The 20,350-nt window shown below is 79.3% G+C and carries 12 protein-coding genes; 1 reads left to right on the plus strand and 11 read right to left on the minus strand.

Translation table 11 applies throughout. From position 1 onward, the window contains the following. Window positions 1-87 precede the first annotated feature (87 nt). Entirely contained in the window at window positions 88-1,452 is a 1,365-nt protein-coding gene (locus ACOQFB_RS11935) for a protein kinase family protein (protein WP_494492224.1), read from the plus strand. 32 nt (window positions 1,453-1,484) lie between these two features. On the opposite strand, the gene ACOQFB_RS11940 is transcribed toward ACOQFB_RS11935, so the two are convergent. From ACOQFB_RS11940 to ACOQFB_RS11990, 11 genes are all read right to left on the minus strand, one after another. After that, window positions 1,485-2,177, minus strand: coding sequence for a class I SAM-dependent methyltransferase (locus tag ACOQFB_RS11940; protein ID WP_421611029.1), 693 nt, complete (start codon window positions 2,175-2,177; stop codon window positions 1,485-1,487). A 91-nt stretch (window positions 2,178-2,268) separates the two neighbouring features. Then, window positions 2,269-3,384, minus strand: a complete 1,116-nt coding sequence (locus tag ACOQFB_RS11945; RefSeq protein ID WP_494492225.1) for a SpoIID/LytB domain-containing protein — start codon at window positions 3,382-3,384, stop codon at window positions 2,269-2,271. Then, a complete protein-coding gene (gene pbpC / locus ACOQFB_RS11950) occupies window positions 3,381-5,702 on the minus strand; it encodes a penicillin-binding protein 1C (protein ID WP_421609843.1) in 2,322 nt (773 codons plus the stop codon). Before pbpC ends, ACOQFB_RS11945 begins: the two co-directional genes overlap by 4 nt. 42 nt (window positions 5,703-5,744) lie before the next feature. Then, complete coding sequence (locus tag ACOQFB_RS11955) at window positions 5,745-11,651, minus strand: alpha-2-macroglobulin family protein (protein ID WP_421609844.1); 5,907 nt, start codon at window positions 11,649-11,651, stop codon at window positions 5,745-5,747. A 189-nt stretch (window positions 11,652-11,840) separates the two neighbouring features. Beyond that, on the minus strand, window positions 11,841-12,455 hold the full coding sequence (locus ACOQFB_RS11960) for a chalcone isomerase family protein (protein ID WP_237757962.1): 615 nt from the start codon (window positions 12,453-12,455) through the stop codon (window positions 11,841-11,843). Between the two features lie 74 nt (window positions 12,456-12,529). After that, on the minus strand, window positions 12,530-14,293 hold the full coding sequence (gene aceK, locus ACOQFB_RS11965; RefSeq protein WP_421609845.1) for a bifunctional isocitrate dehydrogenase kinase/phosphatase: 1,764 nt from the start codon (window positions 14,291-14,293) through the stop codon (window positions 12,530-12,532). Between the two features lie 47 nt (window positions 14,294-14,340). Next, window positions 14,341-15,528 (minus strand): HDOD domain-containing protein, encoded by a 1,188-nt coding sequence (locus ACOQFB_RS11970; RefSeq protein WP_059438099.1) that lies wholly within the window; start codon window positions 15,526-15,528, stop codon window positions 14,341-14,343. A 27-nt stretch (window positions 15,529-15,555) separates the two neighbouring features. After that, window positions 15,556-16,698: a lipocalin-like domain-containing protein gene (locus tag ACOQFB_RS11975; RefSeq protein WP_059438100.1), complete on the minus strand. Its 1,143-nt coding sequence runs from the start codon at window positions 16,696-16,698 to the stop codon at window positions 15,556-15,558. Beyond that, on the minus strand, window positions 16,688-19,216 hold the full coding sequence (locus ACOQFB_RS11980; protein WP_421609846.1) for an FtsX-like permease family protein: 2,529 nt from the start codon (window positions 19,214-19,216) through the stop codon (window positions 16,688-16,690). The genes ACOQFB_RS11975 and ACOQFB_RS11980 overlap by 11 nt, the downstream gene beginning before the upstream one ends. 7 nt (window positions 19,217-19,223) lie before the next feature. Then, complete coding sequence (locus ACOQFB_RS11985; RefSeq protein ID WP_059438102.1) at window positions 19,224-19,907, minus strand: ABC transporter ATP-binding protein; 684 nt, start codon at window positions 19,905-19,907, stop codon at window positions 19,224-19,226. A gap of 72 nt (window positions 19,908-19,979) precedes the next feature. Continuing rightward, window positions 19,980-20,249: a hypothetical protein gene (locus ACOQFB_RS11990; RefSeq protein WP_059438103.1), complete on the minus strand. Its 270-nt coding sequence runs from the start codon at window positions 20,247-20,249 to the stop codon at window positions 19,980-19,982. Window positions 20,250-20,350: the final 101 nt, after the last annotated feature.

The following is a 20,350-nucleotide window of genomic DNA, read 5'->3' on the forward strand; positions in this document are numbered from 1 at the left end:
GGGCGCGCGCCGCCGAGCCGCGCGACCGCGGCGCCGGCCCCGGCCGCCGGCGCGTCGGAGACGGCGGCGGGGACCGCGCCGGGCGCCGTGCCGGAGCCTGTGCGCGCTGCGGCGGAGGCCTCGCGGCCGCTGGCGGAGGTCCTGGCGGCGCGCCCGGATGGCGAGGCGAGGCTGGCGATCGCGCGCGGGCTGGTCGGCGCGGTGGCGGCGCTGCACGCCGCGGGGCGCGTGCACGGGGCGCTGCACCCGGGCACCCTCCGGATCGGCCCGGGCGGCGCGGTGGCGCTCGGGGCGCGCGGTGCGGCGCGCCCGGGGCTCGGGCCCGGCGCACCGGTCGAGCGCGCCGCCTTCGCCGCGCCGGAGGTGCTCCGCGGGGCGCCGGCCGGGCGCCGCGCCGACGTGTTCTCCACCGCCGCGCTGGTGCAGGCCATCCTGGGCGGCGCCTCGCCGTTCGACGCGCCCAGCGCGATCGAGGCCGCCCACCGCGTCCTGTACCGTCCCCCCGCGCCGCCGGGACCGGAGGTGCCCGCCGCGCTCGAGGACGCGATCGCGGCCGCGCTCGCGAAGCCGCGGTGGCGCCGGCCGGGCAGCGTCGAGGCGCTGCGCGCCGCGCTCGGGGCGCCGGCGCCCGGGACGGCGGAGGCCGCGCAGCCGGCGCCGCCGCCCGCCCGACCTGCCGGTGCGCCGGCCGCCCCCGAGCCGGCCCCGGCCCCGGCGCCGATGCCGATGCCGGCCCTGGCCCCGGCCCCGGCCACCGCGTCGGCGCCGATCGCCTGGACGGAGCTGGCCGCCCGGGCGCGCGCCCGCCTCGCGCCGTTCGCCGCGCGGGCCCGCGCCCTCGCGGTGGGCGCGGCCACCTCCGCCGCACGGCGCGCGCCCGCGCTCGCCGCCGCGCTGCGCGGCCTCGGACGCCTCCGGCCGCTCGCCCGGACCGCCCGAGCCCGCCTCCCCGCCTCGCGCCGCGGCCGGGCCGTGCTCGCGGTCGCGCTCCTCGCCCTCACCGGCCTCCTCGCCGTCCCGCGCGGCGAGGCGGACCTCGCCGCCGGCGTGGCGGCGCGGCTGGCGGCGGGCGACGCCGCCGGCGCCCGCGCCCTCCTCGACGAGGCCGATCGCGCCGGCCGCCGCGGGCCGCTCCTCGACAAGCTCCGCGGCGACGTGGCCTGCGCCCGCCGCGCCTCCGGCGAGTGCCTGCGGCGCTACCGGCTCGCGCTCGCGGCCGACCCCGCGCTGCGGACGGACGCGGTGCTCCGGGAGAACGCGCGCCGGCTGCTCGGGGCCGAGGGGTGCGGGACCCGCCGCGCCGCCGCCGAGCTGATCGGCGAGCTGCGCGACCCGGAGGCGCTGCCGGCGCTCCGCGCAGCCCGGCGCGGCGGCGGCCTGCTGGCCTACTTCTGCACCGGCGACTCCATCGACCGCGCCATCCGCGAGGTCCGCGCCGACGCGCGGCCGTGATCGCCGCGGCGCCCGGGATCAGCGCGACCGGCTCACGGCCCGTCGCTCCGGCGCGCCAGCCAGCCGTGGATGAGGATGCTCTGGAAGCAGCGGAGCGGGGCGTCGAACCCGCCCGCGGTCACGATCGCGGCGACCTCCTCCGGCGGGAGGACCGCGACGAGCTTGCCGTAGGCCTCGCGCATGCGCGCGGCCTGCTCGGCGGGCACGCCCGCATGGCGCCAGGCCTGCTCCCAGAGCTCGAGCAGCCCTCCGGAGGGCGCGGGGGCGGCGAGGTCGGCCATCATGAGCGGCGCCCCGGGGCGCAGGCGGTCGGCGATGGCGCGGAAGAAGCCGCGGCGGGCCCCGGGATCGACCAGGAACTGCGAGACGAGGAGCGCCGTCGCGCCGTCGAAGGCGCGCTCGTCCGCGGGGAGCCCGTCCACCGTGCCCTCGTGGAACCGGCAGCGCTCGCTCACCCCGGCGGCCTCGGCCCGCGCCCGGCAGCGCCGGAGCATCGGCTCCGAGGGATCCACCGCGGTGAAGCGCCACCCCGGGAACGCCGCGGCGAGGTGCAGGAGCTCCGCCCCGGTGCCCGCGCCGGCGCAGAGGACCCGGGCGTCGGCGGGCAGCTCGCCCAGGGCGATCCGGGTCACCAGGTGCAGGTCGTCGCGCATCGGGGCGAACCGGGCGAAGCGCTCGTCGTACGAGGCCGCGTGCGCTTCGTCGAACATGTCGGGGCCGCTCATGACGACGAGCCTAACGACGCCCGCCGCGCCGCGCGAGGGCGCGCCTTGGGCCCGGATCGGCGGATCTTTCGAGGCGGCGCCCGCTCCGCCGTCAGCGGCGCGCCGCGGCGCCCGGGAAGTACGCCCCCAGGATCTCCCGGTACCCCTGCCCGGCCCGCGCGCGCCGCGCGGCGCCGGTCTGGCACAGGCCCACCCCGTGACCGCGCCCGGCGCCCTCCAGCACCGGGCGGCCGCCTGCACCGGCGACCCGGAACCGCGAGCTGCGCACCACCCCGCGCCCGGCCGACGCGTCGGCGGCGCGCGCGAACGCGTCGCCCCCGAGCGCCCACCCGCCGTCCGCGCCCGCCACCTGCGTCACCCACCCGCCCGCGCCGGCCCGCGCCGCGAGGTCCGCCGCGCGGAGCCGCGCCGGGACCGCCGCCGCGCCGGCCGGATCCGAGGCCGCGAGCGCCCGCCGCACCGCCGCCGCCAGCGCGGCCGCGTCGAGCGCCGCGCGCCAGCGCTCCGGCGGGCAGCCCGGGTCCGCGACCGCGGCGGCGCCGGTGCCCTCGCCGCCGAACGCCTCGCGCGGATCGGCGGTGTGGCCGCCGCAGGCGGCGTGGAACGGCGCCGCCGCCACCGCCCCGCCCGGCAGGCGCAGCACCTCGCCCTCCGTGGCGCGCGCCGCCGCCCGCGCGGCCACCTCGTGCGCGCGGTCCGCCCCGCCCCCGCGCAGGACCTGGCAGTGGGCCAGGTCGCAGCGGGCGCCGTCCGCGTGGCGGGGCGGCGCCGCGACGGCGTAGGAGCGGACCACCACCGCCAGCGCGCGCAGCGCCTCGCGCGGCGTGCCGGGCAGCGCCTCCGACGCGACCACCCCGGCCACGTAGTCCTCGAGCGCCATCGTCGCCCGCAGCCGCAGCACCCCGCGCTCGGCGCGGATCCGGAGCGCCGCGCGGTAGGCGCGGGGCCGGGCCCCGGCGCCGCCGCCGTGCCCGGGGACGACCCGCCAGCGGCGGGCCGGCAGCGAGAGCGCCGCGCCCGCCGGCGCCCCGTCCACCACCAGGGCGTCGCCGCGGGCGGCCACCGTGTGCCGCCGGCCGCCGCCCTCCACCTCGAGCCGCCGCGGCGAGAGGCGCGCGAGCAGCTCGACGTCGATGGAGCGCGGCGCCGCCACGGCCGGACCCGCCGTCAGGAGCGCCAGCGCGGCGGCGGCGAGCCGCGCCCTCACGGCGCGCCCCGGACCGTGAACGTGCTCACCGCGGCGGGCGCGGCGCCGCCGGGGAGCCACACCTCCAGCCGGTGGCGCCCGGGCCGGGCCGAGAGCCGCGCCGCGAACGGCGGCCCGAGCGCGAGCCGTTCCTCCCCCACCCGCACCTCCGCGCGCGCGGTCCCCGGCGGCAGCGCCAGCCGGAGCGGGATGCCCTGCGCGCCCTCCGGATACCCGGCCTCGACCAGGTACTCGTCGCCGTCGGCGGGCAGGAGGACGCACGGTGCGCCTGCGCCGGCGCCGGCGTCGCCCGGGGCCCGCCCGTCCGCCACCGCCGCGATCCCCTCGGCCCGCGCCCAGGCGAGCAGCTCCGGCGCGAGCGCCACCGGCGCGCCGGGGCCGTGCGCGTGCGCGGCGCAGGGCGCCGAGGGCGCGGTGCCGGGCAGGAACACCTCGTCGAGCGCGCCCGGGCAGCCGGGCCCCGCGCGCAGGCCGGTGAGCGGGCACACGCGCGCGCGGACGAAGCGGCGGCGGTCCACCAGCGGCGCGGGCTCGAGCCCGCGCATGGCGCGCACCATCACCCGGGCGAAGACCGGTCCGGCCCCGGTGATCCCCGACACGCCCTGCATCGGCCGCCCGTCGAAGCTCCCCACCCACACCGCCACGGTCCGCTCCGCGGTGTAGCCGGCGGTCCAGTTGTCCACGTAGGCGCGCGAGGTCCCGGTCTTGGCCGCCACCGGGAACGGCAGCCGGAGCGCGTTGTGCACGCCGAAGGCGGGCGCCCGCGCCGCCTCGTCGGAGAGGATGTCGGCGAGCAGCGCCACCGCGCCCGCGGGCAGGAAGCGCCGCGGCGCGAGCTCGCGCCCCACCGGCAGCGGCCGCCCGGCCGCGTCGCGCGCGGCCCGCACCTCGCGGAGCGGCTCCAGCACGCCGCCGCGGGCGATTCCGCGGTACGCGCGCGCCAGCTCGCGCAGCGTCACGTCGCCGTTCCCCAGCACGACGCCCGCGCCGTAGCGGTCGGCGCCTTCGGCCAGCGACTCGAACCCGGCCGCCCGCAGCGTGCGCAGCACCCGCTCCGGCCCGAGCGCCTCGGCGAGCCGCACCGCGGGCACGTTGTAGCTGTTCTGCAGCGCGGCGCGGAGCGGGACCGGGCCGTGCGCCCGCCGATCGTAGTTGCGCGGGACCCAGTCGCCGGTCGGGGTGGCGAGCCGCACCTCCACGTCCGAGAGGACGGACGCCGCGGTCCAGCCGCGCGCGAGCGCCAGGCCGTAGGCGAACGGCTTCAGCGCCGAGCCCGGCTGGCGGCGCGCCCGCACGCCGTCGTTCTGGCCGAGGCCGGCGGCGTCGAGGAAGTCCGCCGAGCCCACGTACGCGAGCACCTCGCCGCTCGCGTTGTCCACCACGATCACCGCGGCGTTGCCGAGGCGCGGGTCGCCGGCCAGCTCGGCGCGGACGATCTCCTCCACGTCGCGCTGCAGGCCGCGGTCGATCGCGGTCTCGACCTCGGCGGCGCCGTCGAGGCCCAGCGCGCCCAGCCGGGCCGAGAGCGCGTCCACCAGGTGCGGCGCCTCGAAGCTCCGCGCCGGCGCGGCGAGGTCGAGCGGCGCGTCCCGCGTCAGCCGCGCCTCCTCGGCGCCGACGAGCCCGAGCGCCTCCATCCGGCCGAGCACCGCCAGCGCGCGCTCGCGCGAGGCCTCCGGGCGCCGGAGCGGGTCGAGCGCGGAGGGCGCGCGCGCCAGCCCGGCGAGCAGCGCCGCCTGCGCCGCGGAGAGCGTCCGCGCCGGCCGCCCGAAGTAGAGCCCGGCCGCCGCCTCCACGCCGAACAGGTCGCCGCCCAGCGGGACGCGGTCGAGGTAGGCGCGGAGGAGCTCGTCCTTGCCGAGGTGCGCCTCGAGGCGGAGCGCCCACAGCGCCTCGACGGCCTTGCCGGCCGCGGTGCGCGGGTGCGGGACGAGCGCGCGGGCGAGCTGCATGGTGAGGGTGGACGCGCCCGACACCACGCGCCGGTACCGGACCAGCTGCCAGCCGGCGCGGGCCACCGCCAGCGGGTCCACGCCCGGGTGACGGTCGAAGCGCGCGTCCTCGGCGGCGAGGAACGCGGCGCGGACTCGCGGCGGCACCGGCTCGCCGCGCGGCAACGGCACGCTCCGCCCGTCGGCGCGCGAGGCCACCTCGCGCAGCAGGCCGCCGTCGCGGTCGGTGAAGCGCACCGCCGCGACCGGCCGGCGCTCGAGGAGGCCGTCGGGCAGCGGCCAGGCCACGAACACCGCGGCCGCGAGCGCCGCCACCGCGGAGAGGCCGGCGAGCGCCGCCGCGAGCCGGGCCAGGGCGGGTCGCACGGCCCTCGCGGCCCGCTGGAGCGCCTCCCGCACCACGGCCCCCTAGCGGCCGCCGCCGGCCCGCACCTCGAACGTGCCCGCGTCGGAGCGCCCGAACACCTCCGGCGCGTACATCTCCTCGGCCCGGGCCGGCGCCAGCAGGAACGTGCCGGGCGTGGTGGCGCGGGCCACGAACGTCGCCACGTGGAGCCCCGGCGGCAGCGCGTCGGCGAACAGCACCAGCCGGTCGTCCCGCCGCTCCTGGTGGTTGAACGGGCTCCAGAAGCGGAAGGCCCAGCCCTCCGGCGGCCCGGCCTCCTCCTCCGACAGATCCTCCGCCGACTCCCAGGCGTAGCCCTCGGCCTCCTCGCCGTCGTCTCGGTGGCCGGGCGCCGGCGCGGCCGGCACGGCGGCGGTGGTGGCGAGCGAGGTGTCCACGATCTCCAGCCCGGCGGGCACCGGCACCGAGACCGCCACGTGGTGGCGCTCCTGCGAGGTCCCGAGCCGCACCCGGATCCGCACCAGGTCGCCGGCCGCGACCGCGCGGACCTGGCCCCCGCCGCCGTACGGCTCGATCCAGCGCTGCACGTGGATGCCGCGCTCGAGCGGCTCCCGCGGCAGCTCGGCGGGCGCCCAGCGCAGCACCGCGCCGTAGTAGAGGACGCCCGCCGCGCCGTCGCGCGCGAACTCGAGCGCCCCGCCGCCGCGCGGCAGCCGCGCCATGGGGACCTCCTTCCGCACCGCCTCGGCGCTCCGGCCGGCGAAGCGCGCCGAGGCCACCTCGGCGCCGGCGAGCGAGACGCGGGCGGTGAAGTCTGGCACGTCCTTCTCGCGGGTGCGCATCACCTCGGAGAGCGCCAGGAGCGCGAACGCCGCCTCCTGCGTGTTGCGGAAGCGCCCGTCGGCGCGCCGCACCCCGCCCAGCCAGGCCGCCAGCTTGGGGACGTACGGGTGGTCGGGCAGCGTCGAGGCGAGCGTGCCGAGCACGATGCCGGTGGTGCGCGTGTCCGACGACCAGAGCGGCGCGTAGGTACGCGGGTCGGCCTCCTCGAGGTGCGCCTCGGTGGGCGACTCCTTCACGTGGTTCAGCACCTCCTGGAGCACCCGCCGCCCCTCGTCGCGGCTGCCGGTGACGAGCAGCGCGTCGGCCAGCATGGCCTGCGAGAACAGCGGCAGCGCCGCGCGGCGCGCCACCAGCTCGGCGTGGAAGGAGGCCTTCGGGGCGCGGGTGCGCGCGAGCGCGTACAGCGCGAACACGCGGGTGGGATCGTCCGGGCTGGCGCAGGAGCTGCCGCAGCGCGTGCAGCGCCCGGCCGCCACGGTGCCGGCGAGGTACTGCTGCCCGCGCGAGAGCGCCGCGCGATCCACCGGGTAGCCCAGCTCGGCGGCCCGGCCCAGCGCCAGCACCGCGTACGACGACGCCCACGGCGCCGAGCACTCGGAGGAGGCCCAGTAGCGGTAGCCGCCGTCCGGCCCCTGCAGCCGCTCGATGGCCTTCACCGTCCGCCGGACCACCTCGTCCGGATCGTCGGTCTCCTGGATGCGGAACACCTCGTCGCCGAGCCAGGCGCGCGCCCAGGCCGGCGGCGCCGGCGCGCGCTCGCCGGGCAGGTGGCGCAGGCCGAGCCGGCCCTGCAGCTCGCGGAGCGCGATGAACGGCACCAGGCGCGAGGAGAGCTGCTCGAGGCAGCCGTAGGGGTACTCGACGAGCTGCCGCATGCCCTCGGAGAACCCGGCCAGCGCGGTGGAGGCGAGCCGCACCTCCAGGCCGCCCACGTCCGGCCGCGCCCCGGCGGGTGGCGCCAGCGCCTCGCGGCGGCGATCCCGCGTGTCGCCCGAGACGGCCACCGCCTCCTGCTCCACCGCGAGCCGCACCGGGAGCCGCTGCTCCACGCCGTCCTGCCCGGCCGCGCCGCGCGCCGCGAAGCGGAGCACCGCCTCGCCGGGCGCGTCGGCCCGGAACGCGAACCGCACCTCGCGCGGCGCCCCGTCGAGCCGCACCTGCTTCACCGCCGGCCCGTCGAGGGCGAGCCCGCTCGCCTCGGCCCGGACCTCCACCTCCTGCGCCGGCGCGCCGGGCGCGTGCACCACCACGCCGGCCTCGAACCGGTCCCCCACCCGCGCCAGCCGCGGCAGCGCCGGGAGCGCCAGGAGCGGCTTCGAGACGGTCACCTTCGACCGTCCCGCGCCCATCCGGTCGCCGCGCGACACCGCCACCGCCATGATGCGCCAGGTGGTGAGGTTGTCGGGGACCGTGAACCGCACCGTGGCCCGGCCCTCGGCGTCGGTCTGGACCTCCGGCGCGAACAGCACCGTCGTCTCGAAGCGCGTGCGGAAGCCGGCGCCCGCGCCCTCCCCGCCGCCGCCCCCGCCCGGCGACCGGCCCTTCTCGCCGTAGCGGGCCCGCTCCACCAGGTGGATGAGCGACTCGCCCAGGCGCACCGACAGGCCGCGCTCCGGGTGGACCAGCGCCACCGGGTCCGGCGGCTCGTAGCCGGTGAGCCGGAGGATGCCCTCGTCCACCGCCCAGACCGTGACCTCGGCCGGCGCGCCCTTCCCGGCGTGGTCGGTGACGTGGACCCGCACCTCCACCGGCTCGCGCGGCCGCTTCTCGGCGCGGTCCGGCTCGAGCGCCACCTCGAGCCGCTTCGCCCGCCGCTCCACCGCGAGCTTCGCGTACCCGACCCGCACCTCGGGCCGCCCCGGGTCCGCGCCGGGGCCGCCCGGCGCCCCGCCGGCGTCGGCCGCGGCCACGCGGCCGCGCACCAGCAGCACCGACACGAAGACGTTCGGGAGGTCGTCCTCGGCGATGGGCACCTCCAGCGTGGTGGCGCTGCCCTCCAGCGTCACGCGCCGCGCGGAGCGCACGCCCTCGCGCTCCACGGTGAGGATGGCCTCGGCGCGGGGGAACGGGCTCTTCACGAGCACCTTCGCCACCTCGCCCGGCTGGTAGCGCGGCCGGTCCGGCACGAGATCGATGCGGCCGGTGTCCTCGCGCTGCCAGGACACCCAGCCCGGGCCGGTTGCGTAGAACGGGAGGCGCGTGACCTGCGCGCGCCCCTGCGCGTCCTTCAGCGTGGCCTCGGCCACGTACAGCGCCGGCGCCGTCGGCGTGAACGCGCACGCCACCGGCTCCTCCCGCGTGCGCAGCGCGCAGCCGCCGGCCCGCTCCTCCACCACCTCGCTCTCGGTGACCCAGCGCCCGCCCACGCCCTTCTTGCGGATCCAGCGCCACTCGCGCTTCTTCACCACCAGGTCCACCGCGATCCCGGCGCGCACCGCGCCGTCCGGCGCCGCCGCGATCACCTCCAGCTCGCCCGGCCGGCCCGCCTCGGCGAACCCGGTGCCGCGGCGCCGCACGCCGGCGTACACCGCCGCCGGGTGGACCGTGACCGCGGCGCGCGCCGCGATCCGCTGCCGGTTCACGTCGGTGACCTCGGCCTCGAGCGTGACCGCGAACGTCCGGCCGCCGGTGGCCTCGGCCTTGCCGGCGTCGATGGCGAGGTGGCCGGTGTCGCCGGTCTCGCCCGCGCCGGAGGCGACCACGTCCGCCGTCCGCTGCGGCGTCTCGTCGTCCCACCACCAGGTCTGCGGGCCGAACGCGAACCCCGGGTGGCCGGGCGGCTGGAAGTCGATCGACTCGCGGGCGGCGGTCCAGCGCACCGCCGCCTTCGGCATGGCCCCGCCGAACAGGTAGCGCGCCAGCACCTCGGCGCGGAGCGGCTCGCCCGCCGTCACCTCGCGCGCCGGCGCGGTGACGTCCACCTGGAACTGCGGCGCCCGGTACTCCTCCACCCGGAAGCCCGCGAGGTACGGCAGCACCGCCTTGCCCGCCTCGACCCGCGCCCGCACCTCGAACGCGCCGAGCGGCGCGTCGGCGGGGATGGGCACCTCGGCCGACCAGGTCCCGAACGGCGTCAGCGCGGCCTCGCCGGACCAGATCTCCTTCCCGCGGGCGCTCAGCACGGTGACGGCCGCCTTGCCGCGCGCCGGCGTCCCGATCCGGCCCAGCGCGCGGGTGCGGACGAGGCCCTTCAGGTGCACCTTCTCGCCGGGCCGGTAGATCCCGCGGTCCGCGAACACGCCGCCGAGCGGCCGCGGCTCGGTCCCGTCCCAGTCGGTGGGGACGTCCTGCGCCGCGGGGTCGAGGCCGCCGGACCAGCTCGAGAGCGTGACGCCGAGGTCGCCGCCGGCGCGCGCCGCCACCAGCGCGAACGGCGTCGCCCACGGGTACTGGGGCTCGTGCCCGGCCGGCGGGATGACCTCCGCCAGGCCCGGCACCACGGCGAGCCCGTCGGCGTCGGCCCGCCCGCGCCAGCGCTCGACGCCGTCGCGATCGTGCAGCGCGACGTCCGCGCCGGGCACCGGCTTCCCGTCGGAGAGCCGCGTCACCCAGACCACGCCGCGCGTCGCGCCGAGCTTCGCGTGCACCGCGAGATCGGTGAGCTGGCCGACGATGCGCCGCTCGCGCCGCCACCTTTGCCAGGGCTGCTCGACGCGGATCTCCGGCGCCACCACCCGCACCGCGAACAGCGTGGTGCCGCGGCCCGCCAGCAGCTCCCGCACCGGCAGCGGCACGGTGCGGCCGGCGTTGCGCGGCCCCGAGACGTCCAGCGTGCGGGACACCGTGGGGCCGCCGCCCAGGTCGGTGCGATCCGGCTTCGCGAGCAGGCGCGCCAGCGCCGGGACGTCGAGCGGCGCGAGCGTCGTCTCCACCGTCCCGAGGTTGGTGGCGCCCACCGGCAGCGCCCCGTCCCCGCCGGCCTCGAGCAGCGCCAGCTCCTCGCCGGCGTCCAGCTCGGGCTCGAGGTCGGAGGTGTCGAAGGTGCGCTCGAGGCGCTCCGCCAGCGCCTGGCCGAACACGTCGCGGAGCGCCGGCCCGATCGCGATCCGATAGCGGGTCCCGGGCGCGAAGGCCGCCGGCAGGATCACCTCGGCCCCGCTCGCGTCCAGGCCGGTGACCTCCACCTCGTCCCAGTCGATCTTCACCGCGGGCGTGATGGTGACGGCGGCGGCGAGCGTGGCGCGGTCCACCGGGTTCGTGGTGCGGATCCGGACCGGGCCCCGCGGGCACCGCTCCCCGCCCCACCAGCAGGGCTCGACGGCTGCGACGCGGAGCGGCCCGTAGGTCCGGAGCGCGAACCGCGGCGCGCCCTCCAGCGTCAGCGGGCCCTCCGCGCCGGCGAGCTCGCCCTCGATGCGCAGCTCCACCGGCGTGTCGAGCGGGTACGGGCGCTGCGGGGTGAGCTCGTAGCGGACGCGGCGGTCGCGGCCGGTGCGGGCGGACGGGTCCGGCGGCGGGAGGCGGCGCCCGGGGGCGGCGGGCTTCTCGTCGGCGACCGGGACGGCCTTCAGCGCGTACGGCCAGCCGTCCTCGCCGCCGACCTTCAGCCTGAGATGCGCGGCGAGGTCCCGCACCGGCTGGTCGAGCACGAGCGACACGGGCTCGCGCGGCGCCAGCCAGCCGTAGCCCTCGCGCGGCAGGAGCCGCTGCACCGCCGGGCGCGGCGTCTCGAAGGTGAACGCGTACGGGGCGGCGAGCGCGGCGCCGTCCACCGCGCGCAGGCCGGCCGGGACGGTGACCGTGAAGCGGGTCGCGAGCGGGAGGAGCGCGCGCGGCACGAGCTCCACCGTGGCCGAGCCCAGCCAGCGCCACTCGCCCTCGACCGGCGGCGAGATCGTGATCCCGGCCGCGGGATCGTGGGCCGGGTCGATCGCGCCGAGCGCCACCACCGGCCGCGAGAAGGTGATGGCGGGGCGGACCTCGCCCTCGGCCGGCCCCACCGGCCGCGCCGCCACCACCGCCAGCTCGCCGGCCGCGGCCAGCGTACCCTCGGGGATGACGAGCGGGGGCGGCTCGGGCAGCGGCGAGAGCGCCACGCCCTCGGGCGTGGGCGCGGGGCCGCAGCCGCGGCCGCAGGCGGTGAGGGCGAGGGCCGCCAGCAGGGCGGCGAGCGGGGTGCGGAGCATGGGTCCTCCCGGTCCGGGCGACGGCGTTGCAGCCGGGAGGCCAGCGACCGCCCCCGCGGAGTCCGGGGGCTTTCGGGCGCCGACCGCGGGGCCGTGTCCGCCGTGCCGCAGGTGCGCGCCGAGTAGGACACACCGCAGGCTGTGGGTGCAACGCTCGCGTGCGGCGCCGGGCCGCGCCCCGCGCCGGGATCAGCCGCGCGACCGGGCGCGGACCGCCGGGCCGGCGCCCGCGCCGAGCAGCGCGTCGCGCAGCCCGCCGTCCACCGGCCGGCTCCCGAGCCAGATCGAGAAGAAGGCCCGGGCGAAGTCGGCCCCCTCCACGCGCGCCAGCGGGCGGCCGTTCAGCGACAGCTCGGTGCCGCGGCCGGGCGTGTAGGTGAGCGCGTACCGGTCGCCGGGCTTCAGCCCGACGTACGCCGCGCGCAGCCGCGCCAGCCGGTCGCCGAGCGACCGCATCACCTCCGGCCCGTGCGCGCGCGCCAGCAGCTTCTCGGTGGCGCGGGCCAGCTCCGCCGCGCTGACGTTCACCAGGCACGCGATCTCGAGCCGGCGCGCCACGTCCGCCTCGGGCGGCGCCCCGGGCGCCGAGGCGTCGAGGTAGTGGGCCGCCGCGTAGACCTTCACGAACCAGCCCCAGCGGAACAGCCCCGCCCCCTGCAGCCTCAGGTGGGCCCCGCCCGCGTCCTGCCAGGCCGGGAACGCCGCGCCCCCGACCCGCACCGGCGCGTCGCCGGAGGCGGCGACCCGGGCCGGGAGCGCGAGCAGGACGGCGACCAGCGCCGCGGTGGAGGCCAGGGAGCGCACGCGAGGGCGGCGCATCCTGGCACGCGGCGCCCGGGGGTCCAGGTCCCGGGAAGGTCGAATCGTCTCGGATCGGCTCATGGACGGGCGTGACGGAGCCGCTGCTCCTCGCGGTACGGGAAGATGTCCACGATCTCCCCCGCCCGCAGCCGCGCCTGGATGTCGCGCCACCAGCGTCCGGTGAGCAGCTCCCCGTGGGCCCGCAGGAACACCTCGCGGAGCCGCCCGTTCAGCCCGATGAACGGCAGCAGCTCCTCGGGGAACACGTCGGCGGGCCCCACGTAGAACGGCGGGTCGCCGCCGTCGTAGCCGGCGTCGGGGCCGCCGCCCCAGCCGTCGTCGCCGCCGTCGCCGGGCCCCGCGCCGGGGAGGTCGCGGAAGTTGCAGTCGGTGACCCGGGTGAGCTCGTCGTAGTCGTAGAAGATGACGCGGCCGTGGCGCGTGACGCCGAAGTTCTTGAGGAGCAGGTCGCCGGGGAACGTGTCGGTGGCGGCGAGGTCGCGCAGCGCCCAGCCGAAGTCGAGCACCGCCTGGCGCGCCGTCCACTCGTCCGCCTCGCGCACGAACAGGTTGAGCGGCGTGACCCGGCGCTCGGCGTAGAGGTGCCGGATGGCCACCTCCCCGTCCGCCACCCGCACGCCGTCGCCGCACGCGGTGCGCAGCTCCTCGAGCAGCGCGGGCGAGAACCGCGCGGCCGGGAACGCGAGGTGCTCGTACTCCTGCGCGTCCACCAGCCGCCCGGCGCGGTCGTGGCGGAACACGTGGCGGTACCGGTCCATCACCTCGCGCCGGGTGGTCTGCTTCGGCGGCGCGAAGCGGTCCCGGATGACCTTGAAGATCACGTCCAGGCCCGGGAGCGTGAACACGCACATCACCAGCCCGCGGTCGCCGCGCGCCGGCACGAAGCGGTCGTCGCCCTCGGCGAGGTGCCGCGCCACCTCGCGGTACAGCTCGGCCTTCCCGTGCTTGTGGTAGCCGAGGCCGGTGTAGAGCTCGGAGCGCCGCTTCAGCGGCAGCAGCGTGGACAGGAACGCCACCATGGCGCGGGGGCGCTCCAGCTCCACGTGGAAGTAGGAGCGCGTGAAGCCGAAGACGATCGACACGTCCTCCTCGGTGAACAGGATCGCGTCGAGCACCGCGCCGCGGTCGCCGTGCGCGAGGGCCAGCACGAGCGGCGTCAGGTGACCGCCGCGCCGGATCCGGCCGACCAGGTACGCGCCCTTCCCGCGGTAGAAGACCGGGCGCGCCACCTCGATCGCGTCGATAGGCTGGCGATCCGGGAGGCCGCGCACGTGCGCGTCCAGCTCCAGCGCGGCGAGGCGCGCGTCGCGGGCCAGGTCCTCGAACGGCGCGGAGAGCGGGGCGGCGCGCAGGATGCGCGCGAGCAGCGCCTCGGTGGTCGCCTCGCGCGGGAAGGCGCGGTGCTGCGGCGGGTCCTCGCGCGGCGGCGGCGCGTCGGCGGCCAGGAACTCGATGGCGGGATCCACGCCGACGGTGGTGAACACGCGCCGGGTGACCGAGTTGAAGAACGACCCGGCGATCTCGAAGTCCGGCCGGGCCGCCGCGAGCGCCCCGAACGCCTCCTTGGCGCGGCGCCACACCTCGCGGTCCTGGACCGCCCCGCCCAGCTCGGCGCGGACCTCGCCCACCGTCCGGTGCACCACGCCGTCGCGCAGGTCGAGCCGCTCCCGCGCGTCGCGCTGCGCGCCCGCCCAGTCGCGCGCCTCGAAGCGGCCGCGCGCCCGCGCGGTGATCCGCGCGCGCTCGGCCTGGTACGCCTCGTACCCCGCCCGGATGGCCTCCGCCGCGCCCCGCGCGAGCGCGCCCCGCTCGTCGAGCATGCCAGCGGGCTATAAGGCCGGCGCGCCACCGCCGCCGCGGGGGCGGTTCAGGCCGCCGCGGCCGCGGCCCCGTCCGCGAGCTCCTTCCAGCGCGCGTGCGCCTCCGCCGAGAGGGCGTACGGCTGCACCAGGAGCAGCGCGCGCCCGCGCTCGGTCCAGGCCAGCTTCACGGTCGCGAACCCGCGCAGCGCCGGATCGCAGGCGATCTTCATCTCCAGCAGCAGGTTCTCGGGGAGCGCGCACGGCCCGGAGACCACGCACTGCGTTCCGGCCATCGCGCAGATGTCGAAGGCGTGCACGGCGCCGCCGAGCCGCAGCGTCATGAGGTACGGCAGCGGGCTCCCGGCCGCGGCGGCCGGGGGCTGCGGCGGCGCGATCAGGCTCGCGCCCACGTCGGCCTTCCACGCCTCGGGACGCTCGAACGCCGCCACGAAGCCGGGCAGCGCCTCGATGGTGCGGGCCACCAGCGGCCGCTCCGGCCCGTCGAGCAGCTCGGCCTCGGCGAGGTCGTCCGCGGAGACCGCCGTCCGGTCGCCCAGCAGGCGCACCGCCTCGTCCACCGCCGCGACCGTCTCCACGTAGCGCGGGTCCGCGGCCGCGCCGATGCGCTCGGCGTGGTGCTGCGCGATCACGTCGGCGAGCACCGGCGGCAGCTCCCAGCGCGCCGCCATCACCACCCCGAGCTCCACGTGGTAGCGCTCGGCGATGGCGGCCCACTCCGAGGCCTGCCGCGGCACCGCGTCGTCGCGGCGCGCCAGCAGGTCCTCCAGGCAGGCGATGGCCACCACCTTGCCGAAGTCGTGCAGCAGGCCGGCCGAGAACGCGATCTCCGGGGAGAGCCCGCGCCCGCGCGCCAGCGCCTGGCAGAGCAGCGCCGAGGCGAGCGCGTCCGTCCACACGCGGCGGCGCAGCGGCGCGAGCCTTCCGCCCGCGAGGACGTGCGCGCCCAGCCCCGAGGCGAGCGCCAGCCGCGCCACGTCCCTCGCGCCGATGCGCTGCACCGCCTGCTTCACCGACGCCACCGGCGCGCCGCGCGCGTAGAGCGCGGTGTTGGCGCAGCGGAGCACGTCGGCGGCGAGCACCTGGTCCGACGCGACCAGCTTCGCGAGATCGTCGAGGCCGTAGTCCTGGCTGCGCAGCAGCGCGTCGATCTGGAACGCGACCGCGGGATACGGCGGGACCTTCACCTGCTGGCGCGCCACCAGCTCCACCATGGCGCTGTCGAGATCGAGCATGCGCTCGGAGTCTACTCCAGCGCGACGTCAGATGGGCGGGCGCGCCCGCGCGCCGTAGCCCGTCAGCTCGACGTATCCCTCGCCCGCGGCGCGGCCGTCGGGACCCGTGAGTCGCACCGGCCCCTCCCAGTAGGCGAGCCCGGGCACGCGCGAGGAGACGTTCTCGGCGGCGTCCAGCTCCGGCCGCACGGTGAGGCGGATCCCCGCCGACGGGACCGTGACGGTCCAGCCGCTCGGGTACTCGGCGCCGGTGGCCGCGCTGCGCCAGCGCCCGAGCGGCTCGGCGCGCCACGCGTCGGCCTCGAGCCAGCGCACCGCGCCGTCGGGCGTCAACAGCGTGGCGCGGCGGAAGTCCACCGTGCCGTCCGCGCGCCGGAGCGCGTAGAGCATCAGGTCGCGCCCGTCGGCGAGCCGGAGCGCGAACCAGTCCCAGCCCACCTGCGCCGGCGCGAGCTGGGACGAGCCCATCTCCCGGTCCATCCAGCTCGTCCCGCGCACCGCGCGCGCCCGGCCGTCGAGCGTCACCGCGCCGGAGGTCGCCATCCGCGTGAACGAGTAGTAGAGGCTGGCGTGCCCGGGCGCCGCCGCCTTGCGGCTGTAGCCGTTCGGCCCCTGCAGCACCACCGGGCGCTCCGGGCGTGCCACGAGCTCGAGCGCGATCCCCTGCGCGTCGTCGCGGGCCGAGACGGCGAACGCGCCGTCCGCGCCGAGCGTGAGCGCCCAGCGCCCCGCCGTGCCGGGGGGCGCGACGGCCCAGGCCAGCACCGGATCGCCCTCCGCCCCGAAGCCGCCGAGCATCGGGACGTCGCGCCAGAGCACCTCGGCGAAGCGGTGCGTCCCCGCGCCCGGGTCGGTGATCGCGAGGTGCGCCATCACCGCGCCGCCGGTGGCCCAGGCGGAGTCGAGCGCCGGCGGGTCGCGCACCAGGCCCACGCGGAAGAACGTCACCTGGTAGCCGAGCCGGCGGCCGGGCGCGGCCGCGTCCTCGAGCGTTCCGGTGAGGTACCACCACTCGTTCCGGTACTCGCGGTGCGCGTGGTGATCGCGCGGGAAGCTCCAGCGGTGCGCCGGATCGGCGGGCGCCCAGGCCCGGCCCTCGGGCCCGGCCGCGGCGGCGGCGCCGGCGGCGAGCGCGGCCGCGAGGGCCAGGGCGAGCGCGCTAGAGCGCATCGCGGGAGAGCTCCTGCGCCGGCGTGCGGCTCGCGGCGAGCGCCGGGTAGAGGCTGGCGGCGGCGGCGGCGGCGAGGATGGCGAGCGCCTCGAGCGCGAGCGCGCGGAGCGGGACCGAGATCCCCAGCGTCCAGCCGAAGAACGCCGGGTTCACCGCGCGCACCAGCACGACCGCCAGCGCCCCGCCGCCGGCGAGCCCGAGCACCAGCCCCGCCCCGCCCACCGCCAGCCCGCGGCCCAGGAACACCCGGAACAGCTGGCCGCGGCTCGCGCCCAGCGCCCGGTACAGCGCCAGCTCGGCGCGCCGGTCGCGCGCCAGCACCAGGAGCGAGAGCGTCACCCCCGCGGCGGCGATCACGAGCCCCATGGCCTCGAGGAGCCGCGTCACCGCGAACGTCTGCTCGAAGATGGCGAGCACCTCGCCGCGGAGCGTGCGGTTGGAGCGGATCTGCAGCGCGGCGCCGGGGAGCGCGGCGCGCAGCGCCGCCACCGCGCGCTCCGGGTCGTCGCCCGGGGCGAGCGTGAGCGCGGCGTTGGAGGGGGCGCCGGGGCCGAACGCGCGCGCGTACGCCTCGAGGTCCATCAGCACCGCCCCGCCCTCGGCGCCGTAGTCGCGGTAGACCCCGGCCACCGGGAAGCGCACCGGGCCCGCGCGCCCGCGCAGCGCGAGCGCGCCCCCGGGCGCCAGCCCCGCCTTGCGGGCGAGCGGCTCCGAGACGAGCACCGCCCCGCGCTCGCGGAGCGCCCGCATGGCCTCGCCGGCGTCGCCGGCCACCAGGGCCACGCGCCCGTCCGCGCCGGGGACCGCGGCGTCCACGCCGGAGACCTGCACCCGGCGGCCGTCCGCGGTGTAGCCGGTGTGCTGCCGGAGGACGTCCACCGACCGGGCGCCGGGGTACGCCCGCAAGGTCGCGAGCACCTCGGGCGCGAGCGTCGCCTCGCTGCGCGCGCGCCGCCACGACGGCGTGGTCACGTACACGTCGGCGCGCAGCGTCGCGTCGAGCCAGCGCTCCACCGTGTCGCGGAAGCTCCCCACCATCACGGTGACGCCGGCGAGCATGGCGACCGCGACCGCCAGCGCGCCCGCCGCGGGCGCCGAGGCCGAGAGCCGGCCGCCCAGGCTGCGGAGGCCGTAGGCGATGCCGAGCCGGTGCGGGAGGCCGGCGCGCCCCATCCCGCGGAGCAGCGCCGGCGTGGCGAGCGGCACCGCCACCAGGATGCCCACCGCCGGCGCGAAGCCCGCGGCGGCGAGCCGCTCGCCGGCGAGCGCGTACACCACCAGCCCGGCCGCGAGGGCGGCGAGCCCCGCCGCGAGCAGCCGGCCCGCCCGCGCGCCGGCGCCCTCCTCCACCGCGATCGAGGCGAGCAGCGCGCGCGGGTCGGCCCGGGCCGCGTCGAGCGCCGGCCAGAGCGCGCCCGCCAGCGCGCCGGCCAGCCCGGTCGCGGCGCCGAGCGCGACCAGGGCGGGCGTGAGCGCCACGCGGTCGATGCCCTCCAGCAGGTAGAGGTTGCGGACCGTGCCGGACACCGCGCCCACGTTGGCCTGCGCCGCGAGCCAGCCCAGCGGCACGCCCGCGGCCGTCCCGAGGATCCCGAGCAGCGCCGCCTCGCCCAGCACGAGCCCCAGCACCTGCGCCCGGGTCGCGCCCACCGCCCGCAGCAGCCCCAGCTCCTCGCGGCGCCGCGCCAGCGAGGCGCGCACCGACGCGTAGACCAGGAACCCGCCCACCAGCACCGAGACCAGCGAGAGCGCGGTGAGGTTCAGGCGGAAGGCCGAGAGCAGCCCCCCCGCCTCGACGGTGCGCTGCTCGGGCGTGGCCACCCGCGCGCGCTCGCCCAGCGCCGCCGAGAGCCGCTCCGCCAGCGCGCCCGGCGCGACGCCCGGCGCGGCGCGGACGTCGATCTGGTGGATGCGCCCGCGCGTCCCGAGCAGCCCCTGCGCCTGCCCGATGTCCATGAGCGCCAGCCGGCGGCTCGCGAGCGGCGCCGCCGCCTGGAAGTCCACCCGCGCCCCCACCACCAGCCGCGCGCGGCGCGAGCCGAGCGACACGTCGATCCGGTCGCCCTCGCGCCAGCCCATCTCCTCCGCCCAGGCCGGCGTCACCGCCACCCAGCCCGGCGTCCCCAGCGCGCCCTCCAGCGCCGCCGGCGGCAGCGCCGACGGCCCGCGCGCCGCTCCGAGCAGGTCGGCGCCGACGAGCTCCAGCGACGCGCCCGGGCGCCCCTCCACCACCGCGTCGGCCCGCCAGAGCGGGCGCGCGGCGGCGACCCCGGGCACCGCCAGCACCTCCGGGAACAGCGCCTCGTCGAGCGCGCCGGTCCAGCCCAGCACCGACAGGTCCGCGTCGCCGGAGACGGCCCGCACCGTGCCGGCGAACGCGCCGAGCGCGCTGCCGTTCAGGATCTGGATGGAGAGGACCGCGCCCACGCCCAGCGCCACCCCCGCCACCGAGAGCAGGAACAGCGCCTTGCCGGCCCGGAGCTCCCGCCCCACGGCGCGCGCCAGGTAGGCCCTCACGGCGCCCTCACCCGCCCTGCTCCAGCCGGCCGGCGTGCAGCGTCCAGGTCGCGTCGGCGAGCGCCGCCAGCTCGCGGCTGTGGGTCACGTACAGCACCGCGCTCCCCTCCTCGCGCGCCAGCGCCAGCAAGAGGTCCATCACCTTCTGCCCGTTCGCCTCGTCCAGGTTCCCGGTCGGCTCGTCCGCGAGCAGCAGCTTCGGGCGGCGCAGCAGCGCCCGGCACAGCGCCACGCGCTGCATCTCGCCGCCGGAGAGCTTCTGCACCGCGTCCCGCGCGCGCCCCGCCAGCCCCACGCGCTCGAGCAGGTCCCGGGCGCGCGCCGCCGCCGGGCCGGGCGGGTCGCCGGCCACCAGCGCCGGCACGAGCACGTTGTCCTCCACCGAGAGGTGCGGCAGCAGGTGGAAGAACTGGAAGACGAGGCCCACGTGGTCGCGCCGGGCGCGGGTGCGCTCCGCGTCGGGGAGCGCGCCGAGCGAGCGTCCCAGGAGCAGCACCTCCCCCGAGGTGGGCGCGTCGATGCCGGCGGCGAGGTGCAGCAGGGTGGACTTGCCCGAGCCGCTCCGCCCGGTGATCGCCACCGCGCGGCCAGCGGGCAGCTCGGCCGAGACGCCGCGCAGCACCGGCAGCGGGACGCCGCCGGCCCCGGCGAAGGTGCGGGTCACTTCACGCAGCGTGAGCACTGGCGCCATGGGCGACCCGATCCATGCCGCGGCGGGGCGGCGGGTTCAAGCGGCGCGTGGGCCGCGCGGCGGCGCGGCGGGCTACGCGCGGCGGGCGCGGGCCGTCGGCTCGGCGAACCGCGCGCGGATCTCGGCCAGGACCAGGTCGGCCGGATCCTGTCCGAGGAGGGTGCGCAGCATCGGGCGGAGCGCGTCCAGCAGCGCCGGCACGTCGGCGCGCGTGAGGTCCTCGGGCCGGCGCGCGAGGGCGCGGTCCGCGAACGTGCGCACCGCGGTGCGCGCGGTGTTCGGGCCGAGGCAGGTCGCGAGCGACGCGGCGATGATCTCGGCTGTTGAGCGCTCCTCCCCCACGATCCGGGCAGGGTAGCGTGCGTCCCTGACGGCGGGCAAGGCACGAGGAGCGCGCCTGGGCGGCGGGCGTGTACGCCTTGCCGCCCGGCCTGCGTCCGTGG

It is taken from the genome of Anaeromyxobacter sp. Red801, assembly GCF_049201065.2.
Lineage (GTDB): Bacteria > Myxococcota > Myxococcia > Myxococcales > Anaeromyxobacteraceae > Anaeromyxobacter.

Bases quoted from the DNA above. Each gene is read 5' to 3' on its own strand.
- ACOQFB_RS11940 (WP_421611029.1), bottom strand. From the start codon at position 2,177: ATGAGCGGCCCCGACATGTTCGACGAAGCGCACGCGGCCTCGTACGAC.
- ACOQFB_RS11955 (WP_421609844.1), bottom strand. From the start codon at position 11,651: ATGCTCCGCACCCCGCTCGCCGCCCTGCTGGCGGCCCTCGCCCTCACC.
- aceK (WP_421609845.1), bottom strand. From the start codon at position 14,293: ATGCTCGACGAGCGGGGCGCGCTCGCGCGGGGCGCGGCGGAGGCCATC.
- ACOQFB_RS11970 (WP_059438099.1), bottom strand. From the start codon at position 15,528: ATGCTCGATCTCGACAGCGCCATGGTGGAGCTGGTGGCGCGCCAGCAG.
- ACOQFB_RS11975 (WP_059438100.1), bottom strand. From the start codon at position 16,698: ATGCGCTCTAGCGCGCTCGCCCTGGCCCTCGCGGCCGCGCTCGCCGCC.
- ACOQFB_RS11985 (WP_059438102.1), bottom strand. From the start codon at position 19,907: ATGGCGCCAGTGCTCACGCTGCGTGAAGTGACCCGCACCTTCGCCGGG.